Genomic DNA, 25,978 nt, shown 5'->3' with positions numbered 1-25,978 from the left:
AGGGGCGTTTAAGCGTCGTGGTGAAGGAATGGCTAAGACGCATCCTCCGTCCCCGGCGCATCGAAAGCGCCGGAAACGAAGGATTCATCGAGTCTAACGGAGGCTTACTCATCGATTCCTGTTAGCCGATCAGCGCTTGATGCTGAGCAGCTCGGCCAGCATCTCGTCCGCCGTCGTGATGATCTTGGACGAGGCCGAGTAGGCGCGCTGGGTGGTGATCAGGCTGGTGAACTCGGCCGACAGGTCGACGGTCGAGGATTCCAGCTGCTGGGCGGCCAGCATGCCGGCGCCGCCGGTGCCTGCGGCCTTCAGGTTGAAGGTGCCGCTCTCCAGGCTGACGCGGAAGGCGTTGCCGGACACCTGACGCAGGCTGTCGGGGCTGGGGAAGGTGGCCAGGGCGACCTGGGCGATTCGGCGCATGACGCCGTTGTCGAAGATGGCGGTGACGAAGCCGCTCTCGTCGATCTTGATCTCGGACAGGTTGCCGAAGGCGGTGCCGTTGGTGACCGTCGACTGGACGATCGAGGCCGTGTTCAGCTGGCTGAGGCCGCCCGCCGAGGTGTTCAGGTCCAGGGTCAGGACCTGATCGGAAATGCCGAGCCCGTCCGCCCACTTGATCCGCTGGCTGTTGGCCGGGAGCGTCAGGTCGACGGCGGAATCGGAGGCTTCGAAGTTGATGGTGGCGTTATTGGGGTCGTCGAACAGACCCGTGCCGGCGGGCCAGCCCTGCATGGTGGAGACGTCGAGGCGGCCCGAGGGGGTGAAGGCGATCAGGCCGGTCTTGATCTGACCGTTGGAATAGGCGCCGCCGGTGACCACGTCATCGGCCGGAACCGCGACGATCTCAGCGTACCACTGGTTGGCCACGTCGCTCTTCAGCAGGCGGATCTCGACGTTGCGCTGGCCGCCCTTGGAGTCCGAAACGGGGATGTTGATCTTGAAGTCCGGCTTGATGCCGACCGGGTTCTCGTCATCGCCGTTGTACATGGCCATCGAGTTGATCGACGGATCGTACTTGGTCTTGGCGATGTTGTCGCTGGCGATGCCCAGGCCGGGCGAGCCCATGGCGACGGTGACGCCGCCGCCCAGGTCCAGGTCGGTCAGGGACTGGGCCACGCCGCCGACCGTGAAGCCGGTCAGGGCGCCGGCGGCGTCATAGGTGGCGACGCCGTTGATGGTCTGGGCGCCGGACTTGACCGTCACATTGTACTCGCCGGCCACGCCCGTGGGGGCGTAGCGGACCGAGAAGTCCTTGGGCCCCGAGGCGGCGGGGACCACGGCGACGTTGGTGTACTTCTGCGGGCTGGCGGCGGTCGAGACGACCTGGCCGGAATAGAGGTTGGCGTTGATCTGGGCGCGCGTGGTCTTTTCAGCCGTGCCGCCGACGGTGCCGATGTTGATGGAGCGCAGGCGCGTCAGGTCCGAGGGGTCGGTGGCGATGTCGCCATTGGAGTCGACCGGCCAGCCCTGCAGATACAGGCCCGCGCTGTTCTTCAGATAGCCCAGGTTGTCGATGCGGAAAGCGCCCGCACGGGTGAACAGGCGGCTGTCGGTCGCGCCGACGCCCTCGGCCTTCTCGGTCGTGACGAAGAAGCCCTGGCCGTCGATGGCCAGGTCGGTGCTCTCGGTCGTGCGCTGCAGCTGGCCTTCCTGGCTGATGAAGTGGCGCGCCGTGGTGATGACGCCGCCTGCGGCGTAGCCGCCGCCGGTCTTGGCCTGGCTGTTGACCAGGGTCTGGAACTCGCCCTGGGTGCGCTTGTAGCCGATGGTGTTTACGTTCGCGATGTTCTGCGAGATCGCGGCCAGGGCGGCGGAGTTGGCGGAGAGGCCGGAAACGCCGGCCTGCATGGCGCTGTTGATGCTCATTGTATCGGCTCCTTAGGCGGAAACTGGATAGGGGAGAGGGACGCCGTTCAGGCGTCGGTCTCCGGCGTGATGGGGGGCTGAACGCTGGCGTTTTTCTCGTCGAGCGCGATGATGCTGGAGAGCGGCATGACCGAGCTGCCGATCGTGACGTAGGGCTCGTCGGCGTACATCTCGACGCCGGTGATGCGGCCGCGCATCAGGACCTGGGCGTCGACCTTGCCGCCCGTGGCGTCCTTGGCCGTGACCTTCAGGGTATAGACGCTGCCGTCCTGGCCTTCGGTCCAGTTGAAGTCGTGGACGCCGGCGCCGGCTTCCGGCGCAGGGCCCTTCCAGACGACCTGACCGGCGGCGTTCAGGACCTGAAGCTCGACGTCCGAGGCGTTCGTGCCCAGTTCGTAGCTCCACGAGGCCTTGCCGTCGGCGGCCTTGGTGGCGTCCCAGACAGCGGTGGCGTCCTTGCCGATATAGTTCGAGGCGCTGGCCAGACCGTCGCCCTTCTGGCCGTTCAGCAGGGCGGTCAGCAGCTGGTTGGAAAGCAGTTGCTGCTCGACGCCGGCCATCTGGGTCAGCTGGGCGGTGAACTGGTTGGAGTCCATCGGCGACAAGGGGTCCTGGTTCTTCAACTGGGCGGTCAGCAACGAGAGGAAGGTCTCGAAGTTCGACGCCAGCATGGTCGAACCGGTGTTGATCTTGTCGTTGGCGGTATTGGCTGTGACGGCGGTGACCATCGGTCAGACCTTCATATCGACGCGGTCAGGCGTCAGCGAAAGGGAGGCCCAGGGGCCAGGAGGCGGCAGGGCCGTGTCGGCCTGGGCGGCCAGACGGGCGGCGCCGGCGAAGGCGCGACGGTCAGGGGCGCGGTCGAAGGCGCCGCCGCCGCTGAAGCCGGAGGAGGGATTGCGCTCCGAGAACTCGAGCGAGTCCTGGGTCAGCTGGAAACCGGCGTCCTGAAGCTGGCGACGCAGCTCGTCGGCGCGGGCGCGCAGGTCGGTGGCGGCGGCCGGGTTGTCGAAGGCCAGGCGGGCGGCCAGTCGACCGTCGGAATCGATTTCCAAGCTGACGTCGACGCGGCCCAGACCTTCGGGCGTCAGGGCCATGTCGAAGCGGGTCGAGCGGCCTTCCAGCTTCCGGATGATCTGGGCGGCCAGTTGCGCCGTGGTCTCGACCGTGGCGCGCGACAGCTGCGACAGGCCCAGGTCGCGCTGACCTGCCGGGGCGGCGGTCTGGGCGTCGAGCAACTGTTGCGAAGGCGCCAGGTCGGCCGAAGCGTCCAGCGGCGCAGCGTCAGCGGGCGGGACCGCGGCGGGCGTCACGGCGTCGTTCAGCGCCGCCGTGGCGGCGGCGACGGGGGCGGCGGAAGGCGTCGAGGCCGACAGGATCGATCGGCCTGCGGTGCTCGTCTCCGTCCTGGCCTCGACCGGGGCATTGGCCGTTGCGGCGTTGGAGCGACGCTCGTCCAGACGGGCCGAACCGTTGCGCGACGGGGCAGGGGCGGGAGCGGCGACCGCAGAGGGCGGGGGGGCGGGGGCGGCCTCGGTTTCGGCTTCGGTCGAGACGACAGCGGCGGCGACAACCGGTTCGGGTGCGTCGATGGCCGTGGCGGGTTGCGAGGCCGGGGACGTCGCGAACTGCGCTGCGACGGCGAGCGCAGGGCGCGGCGCCGGCGCGGTGATCGAGGCCGTCACTGAGGCCGGCGGGGCCGACGCGGCAGGTTCCGCCGCAGCGGTCCGGACGGTGGCGGGTTCGGGCGCCGGGCGTTCCGAGGCGGGCTCCGGAACCGCCGGCGGGACGGCCGGGGCGGCGACAGGAGCGGGGGCTGAGGACTTCACAGGGGCGGGCGCGACCGTGGCGCTCTCGGCCTGTCGAGGCGCGACCGCTTCCTTGGAAATCGAAGGCGTGGCGACGACGGCGGTCTGGGCGTCGGGCGTGGCGGCGGGCGTGACGGCGGCGGTCGGCGGCGCCGGACGTGCAGTGGGGGCTTTAAACTCGCCTTCAACGGGGGCATCGCCAGCCGCCCGAGGCGCTGTTGGCTCCAGCGCAGCGGCCACGGGCCGAGAAGGCGTCTCGCGGGGCTCCGTCGGAGCGGCGTCGGACAGGGACGAGGCGACCGGCGCGGCCGGCGCCTTGGCGATCTCGGGCGCCAAGTTCGAGGCCTCGGACGTGGCCATCTTCAGGTTCGGGTTCGCCGGCGCGGCGGCGTTATCGACCTGGGACGGCGTCGGCGAGGGGGTTTGCGGCGCCTCGGGAGCCGCGCCTTCAGGCGTCGCGGACGGGACGGGCGAAGGGGCGTTCGCGGCGTCGGCGCTTTCGACGGCCGCATCAGGGATGATGGGCGAGACGACCGACGGGGCGACAGGCGCGATCAGCGGCAGGGGAGGCCAGGCCGGGGCCGTATCGGCCGCGACGTCGAGCGAAGGCGCCTCCACAGCGTCGGATTCGATGGGCGCGGCATCCGGGGCGGCCTCGCCTTCGCTTGCGCCCTTCATCGGCGCCGAGACGGCCGCCACCAGGCCCGCGAACAGGGCCTCGTCCGCCGCCGTATCGACGGAGGCGGCGTTCGCGCCGACCGGGGCGGTCGGGGCGATAAGGGACATGACGCTGAGCGCGGACATGAGAGGCGGCGGGGCTTTCGCTGGATGGGCGGCGCCTACTGCGCTCGGGCTATTCGAAACCGCTGGCGCAAGGCCCGGGCCAAGTTGTGCGAGTTGATGCAACTCATTGAAAAATATCGAAATATATTGACTGTGATCAACGATCTCGCCCCGCATTCGCCCGGCGGATCTTGCCGCACCTTGCGCTTTTTGCCGGGCGGAGGCGGGCTGAACTGACCGGGCGACGTCATGGCCCGCGAATTGCGCCGTGCCTGCCGAACGCACAGGGGCTGAAAAGCCGATGTCTAATAAATTCAGGGAGTTGGCTAGAATGGCTAACCGGAACGCCGGGCAAGATTTGCGCGCAGGCCAGCAAGGCTTGCCGGGCGCGGCCCTGTATGGAGCCCGTTTCTGATGTCTTTGAACTCGATCATGCACATCGCCACGTCGGGCATGAACACCGCCCAGACGCAGCTGAGGGTGGTTTCCGACAACGTCTCGAACGTCAACACGCCCGGCTATATCCGCAAGGTGGCCGATCAGCAGTCCTGGGCCAGTCAGGGCACGGGCGCGGGCGTCGAGATCGCGCGCATCCGTCTGGCCACCGACCGCTTCCTTCAGGCCGCCAGTCTGAACGCCGGCGCCGACGCCGGGCGTCAGGCGGTGCGGTACGAACTCTATAATCACATCCAGTCGCAGTTCGGCGATCCAGGCGCGGACACGGGCTTCTTCGCCCAGATCGACAAGATCTTCTCGGCCTTCTCGACCTCGGCCGAGAACGCCACCTCGGGGCCGCTGCGCCAGGACGCGATCTGGAAGACCCAGGCCATGTTCGACGAGGCCGCGCGCGTGGCCAAGGAGATCCAGAGCACGCGCGAGGAGGCCGATGGACGTCTGCGTACCGCTGTGGATCGGGTTAACGGCCTGGTCGAGCAGATCGAGAAGCTGAACGTCGAGATCGCCAAGGCCAATGTGGTCGGCACGGACTCGACCGGGGCCGAGACGGCCCAGGCCGCTCTGATCAACGAACTGTCCGAACTGCTGGACGTGCGGATTACGACCCGCTCGGTCGGCGGCGTCGAGGTGCGCACCGGGAACGGCATGCTGCTGGCCGGGCAGGGCGCGTCCAAGCTTGAGTATCAACGGGCGGGCGCGGTCTCGGCCGAGACCGTCTTCAACCAGATCATGATCACCGAGCCCAATGGTCAGCGCCGACCGCTGACCGACGGCTTGGCCTCGGGCGAGATCAAGGGGCTGCTGGAACTGCGCGACGTGGACGCGCCGGCCGCGGCCGAGCGCCTGGGTGAGTTGATGACGCGCCTGGCCGACGAACTGAACCGTGCGCACAACGCTTCGTCGGCGGTTCCGCCGCCCCAGGTGCTGAACGGCCGCAATGTCGGCCAGTCGCTGGAGACGGCGCTGACGGGCTTTACCGGCGCCACCACTATCACCACGGTCGACGCCCAGGGCGTGATCCAGAACTCGGCCCGCATCGTCTTCTCGGGTGGGACGATGACGATCAACGGCGTGGCGGCGACGCCGGCCACCTTCCTTGCGACCCTGAACGGCCAGCTGGGCGGAGCGACCGCCAACTTCGTCGACGGCCGCCTGAGCATCCAGGCCCCTGCAGGGCAGGGCGTCGCGATCGCCGATGACGCGACCAGCCCCAGCACCAAGGCCGGACGCGGCTTCTCGCACTATTTCGGGCTGAACGATCTGGTGTCGACGGAGCGCCCGGCGCTCTACGACACGGGCCTGACGCCCGCTTCGCAGCACGGGTTCACGGCGGGCGAGACGATCAAGTTGCGCTTCACCGATTCCTCGGGCTCGCGCATTCGCGATATCGCAGTGGCGGTTCCCGCAGGTGCCGGAACCATGTCAGAGCTGCTGACCGCCCTGAATGATCCCGCAACCGGCGTCGGCAATCACGGCAGCTTCAGTCTGAACGGCGCGGGCGAACTGATCTTCACCGGTCATGGTTCGCCGCCGTCGACCATGTCGGTGGTCGAGGACGGAACCCGTCAGGTTCCCTCCGGTGTGTCGATGAGCGACCTGTTCGGTCTGAGCGGCGCGCGCTCGTCCCGCGCCGGCGGGTTCACCGTCCGGGCCGACATCGTCAAGGATCCCTCGATGCTGGCCCTGGCCCAACTGAACCTGGGCGCGGCGGCGGGCACGGCGGCGCTGAGCAAGAACGACGGCAGCGGCGGGCGTCTGCTGGCCAAGGCCGACCAGAACGCCACCGCCTTCTCGGCGGCGGGCGGGGCGGGCAGCGTCTCCATGTCCCTGTCGCGCTACGCGTCCGAATTCTCGGGCGAGATCGGCGGCAAGGCCACCATCGCCAAGAACCGCTCGACCAACGCCACGGCCCTGTACCAGGAGGCGGCCGCGCGACGCAGTTCCGTCGAAGGCGTCAACATGGACGAGGAACTGGTGCTGATGACCACCTATCAGCAAGCCTTTAACGCTTCGGCGCGTCTTATTCAGGCGGCGTCCGAAATGTACGACACCCTGATCGGAATGATGCGATGACCCGCGTTTCGACCTTTGGAAACTATCAGTCGGCCCTGCTGCACCTGATGAACGCGCAAGCGCGCGGCGAGGAAGCGCAGAACAAGGTCAACACGAAGAAGAACGCCACCAGCCTGGTCGGCTTCGGGCGGCAGTCAGAAACGGTGATCGCGCTCAAGTCCAGCCAGACGCGCATCCAGGGCTTTATCGACACCAACAAGACGGTGGCCGATCGCCTGACGATGCAGGACCTCGGGCTGGGGCGCGTCGCCGATGCGGCGACCGCCGGGCGCCAGGCCATCGCCAACGCCATCGCCGCAGGTCGCGTGGACGGGCTGATGTCCGAGATGGAGACCATCTTCAAGATGGCCCAGGACGGCCTGAACATGAAGCACCAGGGCAAGTTCCTGTTTTCGGGCGGGGCCGTGGACCAGCAGGCGGTCGTCTTGCCTAACGTGCCGCCTGGCGCCACCGACCTGGAAAAGCTGGCCGCCATGCCCGGCGTCGGCGGGGCCTTCATGAACGATCAGCTGAAGCAGTCGTCGGTCCTGGATGAGACGGTCACCATGGACACCGGCTTCCTGGCCAGCGACGCGGGTCAGGCCCTGTTCGATGTCTTCCGCGATCTGCAGATCCTGCATCAGACAGACCCGATGAACGGGCAGATGACCGACACCCAGAAGACCGCCCTCACGACGCTGATGACGCGCTTCGAGACGGCGGCCAAGGACGTGGTCAACATCCAGGCCAAGAACGGCTCGATGCAGGCGCGGGTCGACAATCTTCTGGAGGCCCAGGAGTCACGGAAGATCTCGGTCGACACTATGCTGTCGGGCAAGACCGACGCCAACATGGCCGAGGCGGTGACCGAGCTGGAGATGGCCCAGATCGCCTTGCAGGCCTCGGCCCAGGTGCTCAGCCAACTCCGGCAGGTGTCGCTGCTCGACTATCTTCGCTGACGCTGAAAAATAGAGGCGGCTGAACGAAACCGCGCAGCCGGCGTTAGAAAGCTGCGCCGTGGCGGGGAGGACGCAGCTTGCAAGGCAGGACGAGGCAAGGCATGGCGAAAAGTCATCGAGCGTTGACAGCGCCGACGCCGCTCGGTCTAAGCTTCGCCGATGCGCCTCTTGCCGCCAGCGTCCATGACTGAACAATGAGTCGGAAGGCCGATTACGAAATCCGGACTGGCGCTGGCGACGGCGCGATCCTGCGCCTGACCGGCGACTGGTCGACGACGGGCATTGGTCGTCAAGGCGATCGGCTGAGCACCGATCTGGCCGGACGCGACGTGGGCGCACTGGATCTGTCCGAGCTCGGCCGCTTCGACACGGCCGGGGCGCTGGCCATCGCCCAGGCGACGTCGCGGCAGATCCCCGAGACCGCGTGGTCAGAGCGGCCCGAGGCGGGCCGGATCTACGCCATGATCGAGCATCTGGACCGGCAGTCCTGCACGCCGCCGCGTCGCTCGCATCCGGTGACCCGCACCTTCGCCAAGATCGGCCTGGGGGTTTACGACTTCCTCGCCGAGGCCATGTTGTCCCTGGCCTTCCTGGGGCGGTTGATTGTCGCGGTGGGCTCGGCGCTGAAACACCCCGGCGCCATTCGCTGGCCCGCCTGGTTCAGCCAGGCCGAGCGATCCGGGCTGGACGCCATTCCGATCATCGCCGTGACCAACTTCTTCATCGGCGCGGTCATCGCCTTTCTGGGGGCCAATCTGCTGACCCAGTTCGGGGCGGGCGTGTTCACCGTGCAGTTGGTCGCCGTTTCGGTCCTGCGCGAGTTCGCAGTGGTCATCACCTCGGTCTTGCTGGCGGGCCGTTCGGCCTCGTCCTTCGCCGCCGAGATCGGATCGATGCGGATGAACCAGGAGGTCGACGCCATGCAGGTCATGGGGGTCAATCCCTTCCAGGCCCTGGTGATCCCGCGCCTGGCGGCCATGCTGGTCATGCTGCCGCTGCTGACCTTCGTCGGCATGATCGCAGGCCTGTTCGGCGGCATGCTGGTGACCTGGAGCGAACTGGCCTACGGGCCGGCCTTCTTCATCCAGCGCATCACCGAGGATCCGATGATGGACCGGCACCTGATGGTCGGTCTGATCAAGGCGCCGGTCTTCGCCGTGGTTGTGGCGGCCATCGGTTGCCGTCAGGGGATGTCGGTGGCCGGCGACGTTGAAAGCCTGGGGCGCCGGGTGACGGCGGCGGTGGTGCAGGCCATCTTCGCCATCATCTTCCTCGACGCCGTCTTCGCCATGCTGTTCCTGGAGCTGAACCTGTGACGGCCCGCGAGACAAAGCCGATGCGCGAAAACGTCATCGAGGTGCGCGGCCTGCTGAGCCAGTTCGGGGATCGGGTGATCCATCAGGACCTCGATCTGGACGTGAGGCGCGGCGAGGTTCTCGGCGTGGTCGGAGGGTCCGGCACCGGCAAGACGGTGCTGTTGAATTCCATCATCGGCCTGAAGCAGCCCGAGGGCGGGTCAGTCAAACTGTTCGGCTATGACCGGGACGAGATGAGCAAGGCCGAAGCCGCCGAGGTCGAGCGGCGCACCGGGGTCCTGTTCCAGCAGGGGGCGCTGTTCTCGGCGCTGACCGTGCTGGACAATGTCGCCTCGCCCCTGGTCGAGCATACCAATCTGCCGCGCAACACCATTCGCGAACTGGCCGAGATGAAGATCGCCATGGTCGGTTTGAAGCCCGAGGCGCTGTATCTGAAGCCTGCCGAGCTGTCGGGCGGGATGCGCAAGCGCGTCGGTCTGGCGCGCGCCCTGGCTCTGGACCCCGAGTTGATCTTCCTGGACGAGCCGACGGCGGGGCTGGATCCGATCGGCGCTGCTGCGTTTGATCAGTTGATCCGCGACCTGTCGGACGATCTGGACCTGACGGTCTTCATGATCACTCACGACCTCGACAGCCTGTACGCCATCTGTGACGAGGTGGCGGTGCTGGCCGACAAGCATGTCGTTGAAAAGGCCACGGTTCAGGAACTGGAGCGTTCCGATCATCCGTGGATCAAGGAATACTTCCTGGGGCCGCGCGGACGCGCCGCCCACCAGAGCGCCGCCTGAGGAGAGCGGGACGAGATGGAAAGAGACGCCCACTACGCCGCTGTCGGCATCGCCACCGTCGCCCTTCTGGCGGCCTTGGCCGTGTTCACGATCTGGCTGGCCCGCCTGCAGTTCAACAATGACTTCGATGTCTATGACATCGTCTTCTACGGCCCGGTGCGAGGCCTGTCCGAGGGCGGGGAGGTCCATTTCAACGGCATCCGCGTCGGCGAGGTCACGGCCCTGAACCTGGACCCCAAGAAGGGGGATCAGGTCATCGCCCGCGTCCGCCTGAACGGCACGACGCCGGTGCGCGTCACCTCGCGCGCCCAACTGGAGCCGCAGGGCATTACCGGTCTGAACTACATCCAGATCACGGCCGGCGAGCCGAGCAGCGCGTTGTTGAAGACCCAGTATCCCGACAATGTCGTGCCGGTGATCCAGAGCCAGCCCAGCCCCATCGCCGAACTGCTGAGCGGGTCGGGCACGGTTCTGGCCCAGACCGTGGACGCCCTGAACCGGATCAATCGCGTCATGTCGGACGACAATATCCGCAGCTTCTCGTCCAGCGTGAAGAGCGTTGAGGCCCTGACCGCCGAGCTGGAGGCCCGCAAGGGCATGTTCCAGCAACTGGAAGAGACCATCACCAAGGCTAACGCCGCCGTCGGCGAGTATCAGCAACTGGGCGCCACGGCGCGGCAACTGGTGGATACGGACGGTCGTCAGGCCATCGCCAACATCAACAAGGCGACAGCCGAAGCCCAGGCCGCCATCGCCTCGATCAACCGGTCGGCCACGGGGCTGGAAGGGCCGCTGGGCGACTTTGGAACCCAGACGGTGCCGCAGCTGAACGACACCATCCGCCAGCTGGATCAGGCGACGCGCTCGCTGCAGTCGCTGATCGACAATGTGCGTGAAAGCCCGCGCGACTTCATCGCCAAGGCGCCGTCCAAGGAAATCGAGGTGCAACCGTGATCCGTTCTACCCTGCTGATCGCCGCCGCCTCGGTTGCTCTGTCTGGCTGCGCCCTGCTGGCCTCGCCTGATCCGGTACAGCTCTATCGTTTCGGCGGCGCCTCGGCCTTCGCCGGGACGGGGGCGACCTCGGCCTGCCCGGACGTCCATGTCTCGATGCGCCGGGTGGACTTCCCCGAGGCCGCGCGGGGCGACCGCATCCTGGCCGTGACCGGGGCCGAGGCCGCCTATATCAAGGGCGCGCGCTGGGTGTCGCCGGCCGAGACCCTGTTCGAGGAAGCCCTGCGCAACGCATTTCTGGACGGTGGCACCTGCACGGTCCTGAGTTCGGGACCGCTGACGCGCGACGGGCTGCTGCTGAGCGTGGACGTGCGCCGGTTTGAGGCCGTTTACGCCGCGCCGGGCGCCGCGCCCGACGCGAACATCGTCGTGCTGCTGCGGCTGATCCGGCCGGGCGACCGCTCCATTGTGGTCGAGGACCGTATCACGGTCAGTGAGAGCGCCGGCGAGAACCGGCAGTCGGCCATCGTCGCAGCCTTCGACCGCGCCACCGCCGAGGCCAGCCGCCAGATCGTCCTGTGGACGGATCAGCAGGGCTTCCAGGCGACGCGGAACTAGCGTCATTCAGGCAAGGAAAAACCCCGGCGGCCTCGCGGTCGCCGGGGTTTCGCTTTTCAGACGGGCAGGGCTGTTCAGCCCAGGTTGGCCACTACCGTGTAGTCGGCCTCGGTCTTGGCCGCGACCTCGTCCAGGGTCACGCCCTCGGCCAGTTCGATCAATTCCAGACCCGTGCCGTCCGGCTTGACGTCGAAGACGGCCAGATCGGTGATGATGCGGCTGACCACGCCTGTGCCGGTCAGCGGCAGGGTGCAGGCTTTCAAGACCTTGGACTGGCCGTGCTTGTTGGCGTGCTCCATGACCACGACCACGCGCTTGACGCCCGCGACCAGGTCCATGGCGCCGCCCATGCCCTTCACCAGCTTGCCCGGGATCATCCAGTTGGCGATGTCGCCGTTCTGGGCCACTTCCATCGCGCCGAGGATCGACAGGTTGATGTGGCCGCCGCGGATCATGGCGAAGCTGTCGGCGCTGCTGAAATAGGCCGACTCGGGGATCTCGGTGATCGTCTGCTTGCCGGCGTTGATCAGGTCGGGGTCTTCTTCGCCCTCATAGGGGAAGGGGCCCATGCCCAGCATGCCGTTTTCCGACTGCAGGGTCACGACCATGCCTTCGGGAATGTAGTTGGCCACCAGGGTCGGGATGCCGATGCCCAGGTTCACATAGAAGCCGTCCTGCAGTTCCTTGGCGGCGCGCTCGGCCAGTTGTTCGCGAGTACGAGCCATGGATCAGGCCTCCTTCTGGCGGACGGTGCGCTGCTCGATGCGCTTCTCGGACACGGTCTGGATCAGGCGGTCGACATAGACGCCCGGCGTGTGGATGTGGTCGGGGTCCAGCGAGCCCGTCGGCACGATCTCCTCGACCTCGACGACCGTGACCTTGCCGGCGGTGGCCATCATCGGGTTGAAGTTGCGGGCGGTCTTGCGGAAGACGAGGTTGCCGCGCTCATCGGCCTTCCAGGCCTTGATGATGGCCAGGTCGGCGACCAGGCCGGTCTCCATCACATAGTCGCGGCCGTCGAAGTTGCGCACTTCCTTGCCCTCGGCGACCAGGGTGCCGACGCCGGTGGCGGTGAAGAAGGCGGGGATGCCCGCGCCGCCGGCGCGGATGCGCTCGGCCAGGGTGCCCTGGGGGTTGAACTCCAGCTGCAGTTCGCCAGCGAGGTACTGACGCTCGAATTCCTTGTTCTCGCCGACGTAGGACGAGATCATCTTGGCGATCTGCTTGGTCTCCAGCAGCTGGCCCAAGCCGAAGCCGTCCACGCCTGCGTTATTGGAGATGACGGTCAGTCCCTTGGCGCCCGAGGCCTTCAGCCCCGCGATCAGGTTCTCGGGAATGCCGCACAGGCCGAAGCCGCCGGACATGACGGTCATCCCGTCAAAGGTCAGGCCCTCCAGCGCGGACGTGACGTCAGCGTAGATCTTGCGCATCGCTCTCCCTTTTTCACCGTCTGATGAATATTGCGGTCTTATCCGTCCATAATGCGCGGATGGGCGGGGGGCAAGCGCCGGTTGGCGACCTTGGCGGTTGACCCTGCGCGCAATCATTCGTCTAAACGGACAAAGCCGCGTTCAAGGCGGAGTTTTGGGGAAAGATTCATGCGCAACACGATCATGCGAGCCGCCCTGCCGGCGCTTGTTTTGCTGGCCGCCGTGCCGGCCCTGGCTCAACCCGCCTCGGCGCAAGCCGTCGCCGCCGCGCCCACCTATCAGCAGCCGCCGCAGCCGATCGCGCAGATTCTGGATTCCAAGCCCAATCCGACGGCCAGCCTCAGCCCGGACCGCAAGACCCTGCTGCTGCAGGAACGCTCCAGCCTGCCGAGCATCGCCGAACTGGCCGAGCCCATGCTGCGTCTAGGCGGGTATCGCATCAATCCCCAGAACAACGGCCCGGCCAACAGCCGTGTCACCTGGCTGACGGGCCTCAGCTTCCAGACCGTCGAGGGCGGCGCGGCGCGACCGGTCGCCGGTCTGCCCGCCAATGCGCGTCTGACCAACGTCAGCTGGGCGCCGAACGGCAAGGCCGTGGCCTTCCTGCTGAACACCCCGACCGGCCTTGAGCTGTGGACCGCCGACGTGGCCTCCGCCCAGGCGCGTCGCCTGACCGGGCCCAGCGTCAACGCCGCGAACGGCGCCGGTTTCAGCTGGCTGCCCGACGCTTCGGGTCTGCTGGTTCAGGCCGTGCCCGCCGGTCGCCGCGCCGCGCCCGACGTGACGCGTCCGCCCTCGGGTCCGACCGTGGCCGAGACCGGCGGTCGCGCGGCCCCGGTGCGCACCTATCAGGACCTGCTGGCCGACGCGGGCGACGAGGCCCTGTTCGACCACTACTTCACCAGCCAGCTGACCCTCGTGCCGCTGAACGGTCGCGCGCGAACCATCGGCCAGCCCGGCGTCTTCCTGAACGCCTCGGTGTCGCCGGACGGTCGCTACATCCTGCAGACGCGGGTCAAGAAGCCCTATTCCTATGTCGTGCCGGCCAGCCTGTTCCCGGCGGATGTCGTCATCACCGACCTGAACGGACGTGAGGCGCACCGCGTGGCCGACCTGCCGCTGCGTGACAACGTGCCGACGCCGTTCGACGCCGTGGCCCCCGGCCCGCGCTCGGCCCAGTGGCGGGCCGACGCCGACGCCACCCTGGTCTGGGTCGAGGCCCAGGACGGCGGTGATCCGCGCAACGCGGCCGAGGTGCGCGACCGCGTCTTCATGCTGCCGGCGCCGTTCAACGATCGCCCGCGTACCCTCATCGACCTGAAGGAGCGCTATTCGGGCGTGCAGTGGGGCCGCGACGACGTCGCCATCGTCAACAGCCGCTGGTTCAACACCCGCCACGAGACCCGCACCCTGGTCGATCCGTCGAACCCCGGCGCGGGCCGCGTCCTGGTCGATCGCAACTATCAGGATCGCTACAATGATCCGGGCGCGGTGGTCGTCGAGCCCAATGCGCGCGGTCGTTCGACCATCCGCTTCACCGCCGACGGCTCCAAGGTCTTCGTCGAGGGCGACGGCGCGACGCGTCAGGGCGAATATCCCTTCCTCGACACCCTGGACCTGAAGACCGGAGAGACGGAACGTCTGTGGCGCTCGGCTCAGGGCGAGTTCGAAACCGTCGTCGGCATTCTGGACGAGAACGGCCGCAAGCTGGTCACCTATCGCGAGAGCCGCACCGATCCGGCCAACCTGCGCATGCGCGATCTGGACGGCGGCGTGACCCAGCTGACCCAGTTCCCCGATCCGGCCCCGCAACTGGCCGACGTGAAGCGCGAACTGATCACCTATACCCGCGACGACGGGGTCCAGCTGTCGGGCACCCTCTATCTGCCCGCCGGTTACGACAAGGATCGCGACGGTCCGCTGCCGCTGCTGATGTGGGCCTATCCGGCCGAGTTCACCGACGCCGCCGTGGCCGGCCAGGTGGTCGACACCGAGAACCGCTTCGTGCGTCCGGCGGGCATCAGCCACCTGTTCCTTCTGACCCAGGGCTACGCCATCCTCGACAACCCGACGATGCCGATCATCGGCCGCGACGGGGCCGAGCCGAACGACACCTACATCGAGCAACTGTCGGCCAGCGCCAAGGCGGCGGTCGATGCGGTGGTGGCCCTGGGTGTCGCCGACCGCGACCGGATCGCCGTGGGCGGCCACTCCTACGGCGCCTTCATGACGGCGAACCTGCTGGCCCACACCGACCTGTTCAAGACCGGCATCGCGCGTTCGGGCGCCTATAACCGCACCCTGACGCCGTTCGGCTTCCAGGCCGAGCAGCGCTCCTACTGGGAGGCGACCGAGACCTATACGGAGATGTCGCCCTTCACCTACGCCAACAAGGTCAATGAGCCCATCCTGCTGATCCACGGTGGGGCGGACGACAACTCCGGCACCTTCCCGGTGCAGTCGGAGCGCTTCTATGCGGCGCTGAAGGGCAATGGCGCGACGGTGCGCTACGTCGTCCTTCCGCTGGAAGCCCACGGCTATCGCGCCCGCGAGTCGGTCGGCCACACCCAGTGGGAAATGGCCACCTGGCTGGACCGCTACCTGAAGCCGAAGGCGGCGGCGGCGGCGCAGTAAAATCCGCGCCCCTTCTCCCCCTGTGGGAGAAGGTGACCCGTCAGGGCCGGATGAGGGGTGTCGGCGCGACCTTTGTGGGATGCGGTGAGCCTGGCTTCTTCGCACCCCTCATCCGTCTTGCTTCGCAATCCACCTTCTCCCTCAAGGGGAGAAGGAAGAAGCTATCTGTCCCATTCTGGCACATCGCCGTACAGGCCGGCCAGAAAGTCGACAAAGGCGCGCACCCGGTTTTCCGCGCGAGCCCGCCCCGCGGTCAGAGCGAAGATGGCCACGTCCGACGCCCCCGCGTACTGCGGCAGGATCCGCAGCAGCCGTCCATCGCGCAGTTCCTCGCCCACGTCCCAGGTCGAACGCAGGGCGATCCCGGCCCCGGCCAGCACCAGTTCACGCGCCACTTCGGACGAGTTGGTCCGCACCCGGCTGCGGGCGCGGAAGGTCACAGGGCCGTCGGGGCCTTCCAGCCGCCAGGCCGACTGGTTCTCGGCCGCCAGCTGGGCATGGGCGCGAAGGTCGTCCAGGGTCTCGGGCGCGTCGTGTTCGGCCAGATAGGAAGGCGCGGCGCACAGGACGCGCCTGTTGGGGGCCAGGCGGCGCATGGCGGGATCGCTCGCCTCATAGCTGCCGATACGCACCGCCACGTCCACGTCCTCGGCCATCAGGTCGACGAAGGCGTCGGTCAGGTTCAGTTCCAGCGTCAGCCGGGGGTGGGCGTCGAGGAAGGGCGTCAGCAGCGGCGCCAACCGGCGCCGCCCGAACGAGGTCGGGGCCGAGACCCGCAGCAGGCCGCGCGCCTGGGTCGTGCGGCGCGACACCAGGGCCTCCAGATCCTCGACCCCGTCCAGAAGCTGCATGGCGCGGTCATAGACCAGGCGCCCGGCCTCGGTCGGGGCCAGCCGCCGCGAGGTGCGCTCGATCAGTCGCACCCCCAGCCGGTCCTCCAGTCGCGCCAGCCGCCGCGAGGCCACGGCGGGCGACAGGTCCAGCCGACGCGCGGCGGCGGACAGGCTGCCTTCCTCCAGCGCCCGGACGAAGATCTCATACTCGGCCAGCATGGCGGGATCTCATCATTGCAATTTTCGCAAAGATATCCGTCGATCTTCGCCGTGGCTAGGCGGCGGGCAGGCGGCTAGGGTTGAGGCTCAAGGAGAGCCTGCCATGTCCGCCATCTATGTCCGCCACGGAAGCCTGAGCGTCGCCGCCGAACTGGACGCCTTCGTGCGCGAGGAGGCGGCGCCCGGCACGGGTGTTGCGCCCGACGCCTTCTGGGCCGGGGTCGAGGGGCTGCTGGCGGACCATGCGCCGAAGAACCGCGCCCTGCTGGCGCGGCGGGATGATCTGCAGGCGAAGCTGGACGACTGGCACCGCGCCCATCCGGGCCAGCCGGATCCCGAGGCCTATCAGGCCTTCCTGCGCGAGATCGGCTACATCGAACCGGAGCGCACGGACGCTCATGCCGAGACGGCCAATGTCGATCCCGAGATCGCCAGCATGGCCGGGCCGCAGCTGGTCGTGCCGCTGACCAACGCCCGCTATCTGCTGAACGCCGCCAATGCGCGCTGGGGCAGTCTGTATGATGCGCTTTACGGCACGGACGCCCTGGGCGAGGCGCCGAAAGGCGGCGGCTATGACGCCGAGCGTGGGGGCAGGGTCATCGCCCGCGCGCGCGCCCTGCTGGATCAGGCGGCGCCTTTGGCAGAGGGCGGCCATGCCGAGGCGGTGGAATACCGTGTCGAGAACGGGCGGCTGGTCGTCGGCCTGTCCAGTGGACGAACGACGGGTCTGGCCGATCCGGCGGTCTTCGTCGGCTATGCGGGCGAGGCGGCGGCGCCCTCGGGCGTCCTGCTGCGCCACAACGGTCTGCATCTGGAGATCGTCATCGATCGTGCCCATGCGATCGGGCGCACCGATCCGGCGGGCGTCGCGGACGTGGTGGTCGAGGCGGCCCTGTCGGTCATCGCCGACGCCGAGGACAGCGTCGCGGCGGTGGACGCCGAGGACAAGCGGCTGGTCTATGCCAACTGGTTGGGCCTGATGCGCGGCGACCTGTCGGCGGGCTTCGTCAAGGACGGCCAGACGATGCAGCGGCGCATGAACGGCGACCGCACCTATATCGCGCCGGACGGGACGGCCTTCGCCGTGAAGGGGCGCAGCCTGCTGATGGTGCGCAACGTCGGCCTGCACCTGACGACCGACGCGGTGCTGGACGGGGAGGGGCATGAGGTTCCCGAGAGCCTGATCGACATCGCCATGACCGGCCTGATCGGCCTGCACGACCTGAAGCGCCCGGCGGACCGGCGCAACAGCCCGGCCGGCTCCATCTATGTGGTGCGGCCCAAGATGCACGGCTCGGAGGAGGTCGCCTTCGCCGACGCCGTCTTCGGCGCGGTCGAGGCCATGCTCAGCCTGCCGCCGCTGACGCTGAAGATGGGCATCATGGACGAGGAGCGGCGCACCAGCGTCAACCTGGCCAACTGCATCGCGGCGGCCAGGGGGCGCGTGGCCTTCATCAACACCGGCTTCCTGGACCGCACCGGCGACGAGATCCATTCGGTGATGGAGGGCGGGCCGGTGGTCCGCAAGGAGGCGATCCGCAACACCGGCTGGATCAAGGCCTATGAGGACCGCAACGTGGACATCGGCCTGAAGGCCGGGCTGTCGGGTCGCGCCCAGATCGGCAAGGGCATGTGGGCCGCGCCGGACCGCATGGGCGAGATGCTGGGGACCAAGGCGGGCCACCCGCGCGCCGGGGCCTCGACCGCCTGGGTTCCGTCGCCGACGGCGGCGACGCTGCATGCGTTGCACTATCACGAGGTCGATGTCTGGACCCGTCAGGCCGAGATCACGCAGCGCCCCGCCACAGGCCTGACGCCGCTGCTGGGGCCGCCGTTCGCGACGGATACGCCCTCTGCTGACGAGATCCGGCAGGAACTGGACAACAACGCCCAGGGCATCCTCGGCTATGTCGTGCGCTGGATCGATCAGGGCGTCGGCTGCTCCAAGGTGCCGGACATCCACGACGTCGGTCTGATGGAGGACCGGGCCACCCTGCGTATCTCCAGCCAGCATCTGGCCAACTGGCTGCGTCACGGCGTGGTCACGGAAGCCGAGGTGAGGGCGGCGCTGGAGCGCATGGCCGTGGTGGTGGATCGTCAGAACGCGGGCGATCCCGCCTATCGCCCCTTTGCCCCGGCCTTTGACGGCGCGGCGTGGAACGCCGCCTGCGACCTGGTGTTCAAGGGGCGCGAGCAGCCCAACGGCTATACCGAGCACCTGCTGACCGCCTGGCGACGCCGCGCCAAGGCGGCCTGATTTCCTGAAGTAAATTTCGACGTTGTCCCAAAATGAAGCGAAAGCTTGTCAAAGCTTAACGACGCTCGTAGAACCGCGTGCGTTAACGTTTCATTAACCCTTGCGACAAGGGGCTGACGCCGCGTCTGCATGGGGTGTGTGCCATTTTGGGATGGCACATCTCTTGGAACGCTGACCAACGAACCCCCTCCTGGTGGCGGGGGCACCGCAGCTGCGGCTTGGGGAGGCGAACAGTGGGCTTGTTTCTGACCACTTCCGAAGGGGAGCGCGCAACGGTACGTCCGATGGCGCGCGTCGGCGGCGCAATGGCGCTGGCGCTGGCCGTGTTCAGCGCCAGCGCGGCCTACGCCGAAGGCACCTCTGTCTCGCCGGATCTTCGGGCCGGTCTGAGCGACAGCATCAATGTCAAATTGACGGGCCGTATCGATGCGCGCTGTCTTCTGAGCGGCGGCGGAGAGATCAATCTGGGCGAGTTGCGCGGGGGCGAAGGCGCCAAGGCCAACTTCGGCCTGGACTGCAACGTGCCGTTCAACATCGACATCCAGTCCAAGCGCGGAGGTCTGGCGCACGCCACGATGCCGCAGGGGCAGGGCCCGTTCGTGGGGCTGTTGGAGTACGACCTGCAACTTACGGTCCCCACGCTTCGGCCTGACCCGGCTCTGGTTGAGGGGCGTTACACCTCGCGGGAGTTGCTGGGTGAGCGGACCCTCAGCAGCGGCGACGGCATCGGCGCGGGCGGCGGTACGCTTGAGCTCCGCATGCGTCAGCCGGAGGGCGCGGGCCTGTTGGCGGGGTCTTATGCCGAAATCTTGTCCCTGACGGTTACGCCGCGAATGTAGGGGGTGATTTAAGTATAAATCACCCATAATCGTAAGTGCTTAAATGGTCGATAAATATCGTTGGCCATTGATTGCGTATTCGTACCCGTAAATGCTTTTCGCCTGCTGATTGAAAACGCGATATCGTTGTTTTTAATCTTGACTTCGGCATTCACTGTTCGTTAAACCTCACTACAGATCGGCGGGGATTTCCTTCTCGGCCGGCAGAACTTTCACAAACCTCGCTTGGAGATTTTCTTATGAAGAAGTCCGCTTTCCTGCTGGCCGGCGTCGCCGCCCTGGCCCTGTCGGCCACTGCCGCCTCGGCTCAAACCGTCCGCGTTGCCCAGCAAGGTCAACAAACCGGCGTGATCGCTGGTAGCATCAACGCTGGCGGCTCGATCGGCAACGTGAACATCTCGATCCCCACCGGCATCACCGTTGACATTCCCTACGGTGGCTTTTTCGGGCTTGGCGCGATCAGCAACGCTCAGAATCTGGCGACTGCCAACAATGCTGGCGCAACCAACCCGGCATGGCACGGGGTCGCTATCTCGGTCGGTAACGTCGGCGGCGCCGGCGACAACTCGGACAGCGCCACCTTCACGCTGACGGGCAATGTCACGGAAGACTGCGCCTTCTACACCGGCACCAGCAACGCTCTGGCCTTCGATTTCGGCCAGATCGGCGTCTATGTGTCGGACAACACCGGCCCGGCCGCCGCCTTCACCATGGTCGCTCCGGCGGTGATGAACTTCGACACCAACCTGGCCGGCTGCAACACGCCGAACAAGATCACCATCCAGAAGAACGACCTTCGTGGCCTGGTGAACAACCTGGGCGGCGGCTACGATGATGCCGTGTTCCAGGCCAACCTGCCGTACGCCGTCCGCGCTCAGTACACCGCCGCCGCTGGCGTCGGCACGGGCACTGGTGCGCTGCAGACTCTGAACGTCGCCACCAACGCCGACCAGAACTCGGTCAGCCACGGCGCCTGGAAGTCCAACATGGACCTGCAGGTCACCATCCCGCAGGCCGACATGGCTCTGCTGGCCGGTAACTACTCGGGCAACTTCACCGTGACGATCGCCGCCAACTAAGGCTGGCGTAAAGCGCGGAACGGGGGGGCGCGCTGCGCCTCCCCGTTTTGCTTTGCGTCGAGTGTCGTACGGCACGGCTCTTGCTTGGCTAACAGTGATGTATCTGGCCGCAAGCGGCCTTTGGGGAGTCGGGAAATGGTTCGGGGTTTTTGGGGTGAGGCGCGTCGTATCGGCGCGATCGTCGTTGTCGGCGGTCTTTTGGCTGTCGGCTCGGCCGACGCCATGCGTGTTTCGCCCATGGTGTCAGAGCTGACCACCACCGGCGCAGGCTCTTCGGCGCGCATCGAGGTGGGCAATATTGGCTCGGCGGCCATGCCCTTTGAAACACTGATCACCCAGATCGACGTCGGTCCCGACGGCGAGATGGTCGAGAAGCCGGCTGACGATTCCTTCCTGGTCTTCCCGCCGCAGGGGGTCGTTCCCATCAGCGGTCGACAGGTTGTCCGCGTGCAGTGGGTCGGCGAGCCGCGCATTGAGACGTCGCGCGCCTATTATCTGTGGGTGCGCCAACTGCCGGTCGAGCTGACGCCCAAGGGCGAGGGCGGCGGCTCCCTGCAGGTTTCGGTGCTCTACACCATGAAGGCGCTGATCGTGGTCGCGCCCCCAGGAGCGCAGCCGGACGTGCAGGTCGAATCCGCAGTTCCCACCATGGTCTCTCCGCCTGCGCCTGAGATCGATCCCTCGCTCGGCGGGGGCGAGAAGGCAGCGGCTCCGCCCGCAGAGCCTGGTCTGGAAGTCACGGTCGTCAACCGCGGCAAGCGCTACGCCTTGATGAGCGGCGCAACCTGGACCGTGTCCGCCACCGACAAGGCGGGGCAACCCTACGTGCACACCATGTCGAGCCAGCTGGTGTCGGAAACGGTCGGTGTCGGCTACCTGGCGCCCGCCGGCGGTCGCCGGACCTTCAAGATTCCTACCGGCGGCGTTGAACTGGATCCGTCCAAGCCCGTCACGGTGCGGTTCACGCGATGAAGGCCTGGAGGGGGGCTGCTTCGCGTCTGGTTCTGGCTCTGGTCGTCGCAAGCACGGCTAGTCCGATCCAGGCGCAGGATGTGGCGACGGCCGCGGGTGCGCCGCCTGTGCCGGCGCCGCCCGAAGCCGGGACGGCGAGCCAGGACGGAGCGGCGCAACCGCCTGCCCGCGCCAACATCAATCCGTATGATCGTGACATCGCGCTTACGGTGCCGCTGCAGTTCAATCGGCGGGTGCTGGGCGAACTTCCGGTGGTGCTGACCCGCGACGACCGCTTCATCGTCGATTCCGCCGGGTTCGTTCGGCTGATCGGTCCCCTGCTGACCGAGACGGCGAGGGCGGAGTTGCAGGCTTCGCTTGCTGGAATTGAGACGTTTGAGCCTGATGCGATCAACGCGACGGGCATTCAGTTGGACTATGATCCCGAGCAGCTGGCTGTCATGGTGCTCCGCATCGACCCGACGCGACGCGTGCCGGAGTCGCTGTTTCGTGGCGGTACGCCCGATCCGGCGGATCAGGGCCCAGAGTCCTTCAGCGCCTATCTGAACACCAACCTTTCCGTCCAGCGTCGCTCGTCCACCGGCGACATTGACCGGCCTAGCCTGTTCCTGAACGGCGCAGTCAACTTCAACGGGGTTGTGTTCGAGGCTGACGTCCAGGGACGAGACGACCGGTTCAGCGACGCCTATGAGGTGGAGCGCCGCTACGCTCGGTTCGTTTACGACCAGCCCGAGGATTTTCGTCGTTGGTTCCTCGGCGACCTGTCGCCTGAAACGCGCGGGCGCCAAGGCTTTGTCGAGCTGGGCGGCCTGGGGGTTGCGCGTCAGAAGCGGCGGTTTGAGGCATTCCGGAACAACGTCCTGACCGGAGCGCGTCAAATCGTGCTGCAGGAGAACTCCGTGGTTCGCGTGCTGCGAAATGGCGTCTTCGTGCGCGAGTTTCGTCTCGATCCAGGGCAGTACGACGTCAGCAATCTGCCGCTAAGCACCGGTAGCAATGACATTCAGTTGGAGATCCAGGGGGAATCCGGTCAACGCGAGAGCGTGGCCTATAACGCCTACCTGGACAGCATCGATCTGGAACCGGGCGACTACGAATACGCGGCCTATATGGGGGTCGTCGCCGGCGGCGGGTTCGGCTCTCCGGACTACAGCAACGGCGATCTCGCATTCACCGGTTACTACAGGAAGGCTTTTCTTGATCGTCCTTCTATAGGAGTCGGCTTGCAGGCCTCTAAGGATGTGCAGACCTTGACGGGTCAGACCCAGTATGTCCTGGGAAGCGGATCCCGGTTGCGTTTGGACGGCTCTCTCAGCAATAGCCGCTTTGTCGATCAGGGATACGCCTTCGCGGTCAGCTATGACTATGTTCTGGATTTCGGCGGCAGCGCCGACGTTTGGACGGTGATCGCCGACTTTACGTCCGAGAACTACTCCGAATTGGGGCGCGCCTTTGGCGAGAACTCAGTGTCCTGGGCCTTTTCAGGGGCCTACTCGAAGCGCTTTTCACCTGACTGGACGGTGAATTTCAGCGGCTCCTACCGCATGGGCAGGGATGCCGACCAGGACGACTTCTACTCCCTGAGCCTCAATTCGAGTTATCGTTTCGCGCGCGAATGGACGGTGCAGGCGGGGCTTGAGTACATCGACTCCGGTTTCCGTTCGAACACACCGTTCGGTGGAGGATTCGGCAGCGACGGCTTCGGCGCTACTGTCGCTCTGGTGTGGACGCCTCGCTATGATCGACGAGTCGAGGCACGCTATTCCTCTGCTCGGGAATCTGGCAGCCTCAGATTCCAGCAGGCTCCGGAAAATCGCGTCGACAGCTTCGGCTATTCTCTCGCGATGACAGACGACCCGGACACCAAGACGGCGTCGGGACAGGTGGACTATATCTCCAACCGGTTCGACGCGAGCCTATCGCATTTCGCCTTGGGTCAGAACTTCTCTGACATTACCCAGGAGCAGGTCACCAGCTTCCGCATGGGGACATCGTTCGCCACGACCGGCGGCAAGGTCGCCATGGGACGTAGCATTTATGACAGCTTCGCCATTGTCTATCCGCATAGCAGTCTGAAGGGCGGCGTGATTGCAGGCGAGACACTGGAGGGCGGGCGCTTCACGTCTCGCAGCGGCGCGTTCGGGCCGGCGCTCGATAGTACGCTGACTGCATACGTCAATCAGTCGGTGCGTTACGACGCGATCGAGGCGCCGTTGGGGTATGACATTGGCGATGGCGTGAAACGCGTGCGGCCTGGCTATCGTAGCGGCTATGCGATCGAGGTGGGTTCGGCCAAGTTTGTTAGCGCGCTTGGTCGCCTGGTCGGCAACGGCTCGCGTCCGGTAGCGCTGATGTCAGGCCGTGTTCGCCCAGTCGACGATCCCGCCGCTGAGCCGGAGTTGTTCTTCACAAACTCGGTTGGTCGCTTCGCCATACAGAATCTGGAGCCGGGCAAGCGCTACCGCGTTGAACTCTATTCGAGCCCTGCGCTTACATTCGAGTTTACGGTTCCCGTCGACAATGAAGGGCTGCTGGACCTTGAAGTCCTGACATTGCCCTTGGACGTTCCTGAATGATCCCCGCCTGGAGAAAACCCATGCCTGGCGCCTGTACGAAGCCTATTCTCGCCCTTCTTGCCTTCGCCGTTTTGACCCTATCCGGGACGACAGCGGTCGCCGCGAAGGATCAAGATCTGCTCAAAGCCCAACCGCGCTGCGGCTTGGTCTTTGAGACTGGCCCGGACCAATGGATCATTGAGTACGATCCTCTCACCGAGACGGCCGCGACCCGGCAATTTGACCTTGCGGTCGTGAATCGCGGCGAGGGACCTTGCACCACTGGCTCTATCGGTGTGGATTTGAGGGGCGACCCGTTCGGCTTGGTGCTCGACGGCGCTTCATCGCGCTTGCCCTATAGCCTGGTCGAAGAAAGCGGCCCCAGCGATCTTACCCCCCGCACGGGCGAGAGTCAGCGTGGGATGGAGTCCAAGTCCGTCAACCTAAAGCCTGGTGAACGCCAGATTTTACGTTTCTCGCTGTCTATAAGCGCAGCCGAGATGCTGAGCGCCGGCCTCTACTCTCAAACCGCCTATGTCCGGATCAATCATCCCGGCGGCTCGGCGCTGGCTGAGCGCCCGGTGACATTGGGGGTTCGAGTAGCTTCCGCTGCGCTGATGGGCCTTAAGGGCGAATTCACGCGCGTTGGAGGCGTCCCAACGATCGACCTGGGCGTGCTCAATGCTGGTGAGCGGGCGCTGAACACGAGCCTCTATGTGCTCAGTACTTCTGGCTATGCCGTGTCGGTTTCGTCCGCGAACGGCGGGCACCTACGTCAAGGGGATAGCGGCTGGTACGTGCCGTACACTCTGCAGGTCGGCAGTCGCGCGATCGATCTTTCACGCCCCAGTGGCTGGGAAGTCGTGTCGACACGCTCGCGCTTCGATGACTATCCCCTAGCCGTCAGCATTGGATCGGTGGCGGGGCGACGCGCCGGTCCTTATTCAGACGTGGTTACATTCACCATCGCCGCCCGCTGAATTCAGATCGGTTGAATGACAAGGGACAGGACTAGCGGATTCTCGACTTCGACTGTGCCAAATCGGTAGTTTACGCGCTTAATCGTAGCTATGGGCGAGCGCCTCAAGACCTGAGTTCCGGTTTGGTCGAGATTGAAGGCTTGGTCGTTGTAGAAAATTTCGGCCTTCTCGCTACTTTCAAGCGGACGGTATCTGGCTGTTACCGTGAATCCGCCTGGATTGTTGCACGCCTCAAGGACGCCGCCAGCGCTACCATTTTGTGCGACGATGGCGATGTCTGACCGAACCCAGCAGGCGAGCGGCACTTGCGCTCTGACCTGAAAGGTATTGCCCGCTTGTGACTGCCCCGGAAGGCCGGGCTCCACTTGGGAGGTGATGACGATATTGGCCTTCGTCGGATCAGCCGAGGCGACTTGCGGCGCCAGAACAGCGGTCAGGCCTGCGGCGATCGCCAGCAATGTACGGCGTTTTGCCGGGAACAACTTGGTCATGACGTCCTCATCACCCTTGATTTCAATGGGACGATACTTGGCGGCTCTTAACTTCACGCGATCAGACAGGCTTAGCGGGCGCTTAAGCGT

General features: G+C 66.3%; 20 protein-coding genes. 13 read left to right on the top strand and 7 right to left on the bottom strand.

The genetic code is table 11. The features are described from left to right. Positions 1-129: 129 nt before the first annotated feature. From flgE to ACFYLW_RS11930, 3 genes are read right to left on the bottom strand one after another with little or no spacing between them, the layout of a single operon-like run. A complete protein-coding gene (gene flgE / locus ACFYLW_RS11940) occupies positions 130-1,866 on the bottom strand; it encodes a flagellar hook protein FlgE (protein WP_390183095.1) in 1,737 nt (578 codons plus the stop codon). Between the two features lie 47 nt (positions 1,867-1,913). Continuing rightward, a complete protein-coding gene (locus ACFYLW_RS11935; protein ID WP_313104116.1) occupies positions 1,914-2,594 on the bottom strand; it encodes a flagellar hook capping FlgD N-terminal domain-containing protein in 681 nt (226 codons plus the stop codon). 3 nt (positions 2,595-2,597) lie between these two features. Then, complete coding sequence (locus tag ACFYLW_RS11930; RefSeq protein ID WP_390183094.1) at positions 2,598-4,460, bottom strand: flagellar hook-length control protein FliK; 1,863 nt, start codon at positions 4,458-4,460, stop codon at positions 2,598-2,600. Between the two features lie 411 nt (positions 4,461-4,871). Between ACFYLW_RS11930 and flgK the strand changes: the two genes are divergently transcribed. The 6 genes from flgK (at position 4,872) to ACFYLW_RS11900 (ending at position 11,599) form a co-directional block, all read left to right on the top strand. After that, positions 4,872-6,986, top strand: a complete 2,115-nt coding sequence (gene flgK / locus ACFYLW_RS11925; RefSeq protein ID WP_390183093.1) for a flagellar hook-associated protein FlgK — start codon at positions 4,872-4,874, stop codon at positions 6,984-6,986. Beyond that, entirely contained in the window at positions 6,983-7,924 is a 942-nt protein-coding gene (locus tag ACFYLW_RS11920) for a flagellin (RefSeq protein ID WP_292082012.1), read from the top strand. The genes flgK and ACFYLW_RS11920 overlap by 4 nt, the downstream gene beginning before the upstream one ends. 194 nt (positions 7,925-8,118) lie before the next feature. Continuing rightward, on the top strand, positions 8,119-9,240 hold the full coding sequence (locus ACFYLW_RS11915) for an MlaE family ABC transporter permease (RefSeq protein ID WP_390183092.1): 1,122 nt from the start codon (positions 8,119-8,121) through the stop codon (positions 9,238-9,240). Positions 9,241-9,260: 20 nt separating this feature from the next. Beyond that, positions 9,261-10,028, top strand: a complete 768-nt coding sequence (locus ACFYLW_RS11910) for an ABC transporter ATP-binding protein (RefSeq protein WP_313106203.1) — start codon at positions 9,261-9,263, stop codon at positions 10,026-10,028. A gap of 15 nt (positions 10,029-10,043) precedes the next feature. Beyond that, on the top strand, positions 10,044-10,982 hold the full coding sequence (locus tag ACFYLW_RS11905; protein WP_292082017.1) for an MlaD family protein: 939 nt from the start codon (positions 10,044-10,046) through the stop codon (positions 10,980-10,982). After that, positions 10,979-11,599, top strand: a complete 621-nt coding sequence (locus ACFYLW_RS11900) for an ABC-type transport auxiliary lipoprotein family protein (protein ID WP_313104035.1) — start codon at positions 10,979-10,981, stop codon at positions 11,597-11,599. The genes ACFYLW_RS11905 and ACFYLW_RS11900 overlap by 4 nt, the downstream gene beginning before the upstream one ends. 74 nt (positions 11,600-11,673) lie before the next feature. Here ACFYLW_RS11900 and ACFYLW_RS11895 read toward each other — a convergent pair whose 3' ends face one another. After that, positions 11,674-12,324, bottom strand: a complete 651-nt coding sequence (locus tag ACFYLW_RS11895) for a 3-oxoacid CoA-transferase subunit B (RefSeq protein WP_390183091.1) — start codon at positions 12,322-12,324, stop codon at positions 11,674-11,676. 3 nt (positions 12,325-12,327) lie between these two features. Beyond that, a complete protein-coding gene (locus tag ACFYLW_RS11890) occupies positions 12,328-13,029 on the bottom strand; it encodes a CoA transferase subunit A (protein ID WP_390183090.1) in 702 nt (233 codons plus the stop codon). A 168-nt stretch (positions 13,030-13,197) separates the two neighbouring features. Between ACFYLW_RS11890 and ACFYLW_RS11885 the strand changes: the two genes are divergently transcribed. Continuing rightward, complete coding sequence (locus ACFYLW_RS11885) at positions 13,198-15,663, top strand: prolyl oligopeptidase family serine peptidase (RefSeq protein ID WP_390183089.1); 2,466 nt, start codon at positions 13,198-13,200, stop codon at positions 15,661-15,663. Positions 15,664-15,824: 161 nt separating this feature from the next. On the opposite strand, the gene ACFYLW_RS11880 is transcribed toward ACFYLW_RS11885, so the two are convergent. After that, positions 15,825-16,715 carry a LysR family transcriptional regulator gene (locus ACFYLW_RS11880; RefSeq protein WP_390183088.1) on the bottom strand — a complete coding sequence of 297 codons (891 nt, stop codon included), beginning with the start codon at positions 16,713-16,715 and terminating at the stop codon, positions 15,825-15,827. Between the two features lie 103 nt (positions 16,716-16,818). Here ACFYLW_RS11880 and ACFYLW_RS11875 point away from each other — a divergent pair, with 103 nt between their 5' ends. From ACFYLW_RS11875 to ACFYLW_RS11850, 6 genes are all read left to right on the top strand, one after another. Continuing rightward, on the top strand, positions 16,819-18,972 hold the full coding sequence (locus tag ACFYLW_RS11875) for a malate synthase G (protein ID WP_390183087.1): 2,154 nt from the start codon (positions 16,819-16,821) through the stop codon (positions 18,970-18,972). A 239-nt stretch (positions 18,973-19,211) separates the two neighbouring features. Then, a complete protein-coding gene (locus tag ACFYLW_RS11870) occupies positions 19,212-19,811 on the top strand; it encodes a hypothetical protein (RefSeq protein WP_390183086.1) in 600 nt (199 codons plus the stop codon). Between the two features lie 239 nt (positions 19,812-20,050). Further along, positions 20,051-20,890, top strand: coding sequence for a hypothetical protein (locus tag ACFYLW_RS11865; RefSeq protein WP_390183084.1), 840 nt, complete (start codon positions 20,051-20,053; stop codon positions 20,888-20,890). A 135-nt stretch (positions 20,891-21,025) separates the two neighbouring features. Further along, positions 21,026-21,862, top strand: coding sequence for a hypothetical protein (locus ACFYLW_RS11860; RefSeq protein ID WP_390183083.1), 837 nt, complete (start codon positions 21,026-21,028; stop codon positions 21,860-21,862). A gap of 80 nt (positions 21,863-21,942) precedes the next feature. Further along, positions 21,943-24,438: a hypothetical protein gene (locus ACFYLW_RS11855; RefSeq protein ID WP_390183082.1), complete on the top strand. Its 2,496-nt coding sequence runs from the start codon at positions 21,943-21,945 to the stop codon at positions 24,436-24,438. Further along, positions 24,435-25,397 carry a hypothetical protein gene (locus ACFYLW_RS11850; RefSeq protein ID WP_390183081.1) on the top strand — a complete coding sequence of 321 codons (963 nt, stop codon included), beginning with the start codon at positions 24,435-24,437 and terminating at the stop codon, positions 25,395-25,397. Before ACFYLW_RS11855 ends, ACFYLW_RS11850 begins: the two co-directional genes overlap by 4 nt. Positions 25,398-25,399: 2 nt before the next feature. On the opposite strand, the gene ACFYLW_RS11845 is transcribed toward ACFYLW_RS11850, so the two are convergent. Beyond that, positions 25,400-25,888: a hypothetical protein gene (locus tag ACFYLW_RS11845; RefSeq protein ID WP_390183080.1), complete on the bottom strand. Its 489-nt coding sequence runs from the start codon at positions 25,886-25,888 to the stop codon at positions 25,400-25,402. Positions 25,889-25,978: the final 90 nt, after the last annotated feature.

Origin of the sequence: Brevundimonas sp. NPDC007368, from assembly GCF_042869015.1 — a bacterium.
Classification (GTDB): Bacteria; Pseudomonadota; Alphaproteobacteria; order Caulobacterales; family Caulobacteraceae; genus Brevundimonas.
Note: the sequence above shows the minus strand (reverse complement) of the source record. Positions and strands in the feature narration are given on the sequence as shown.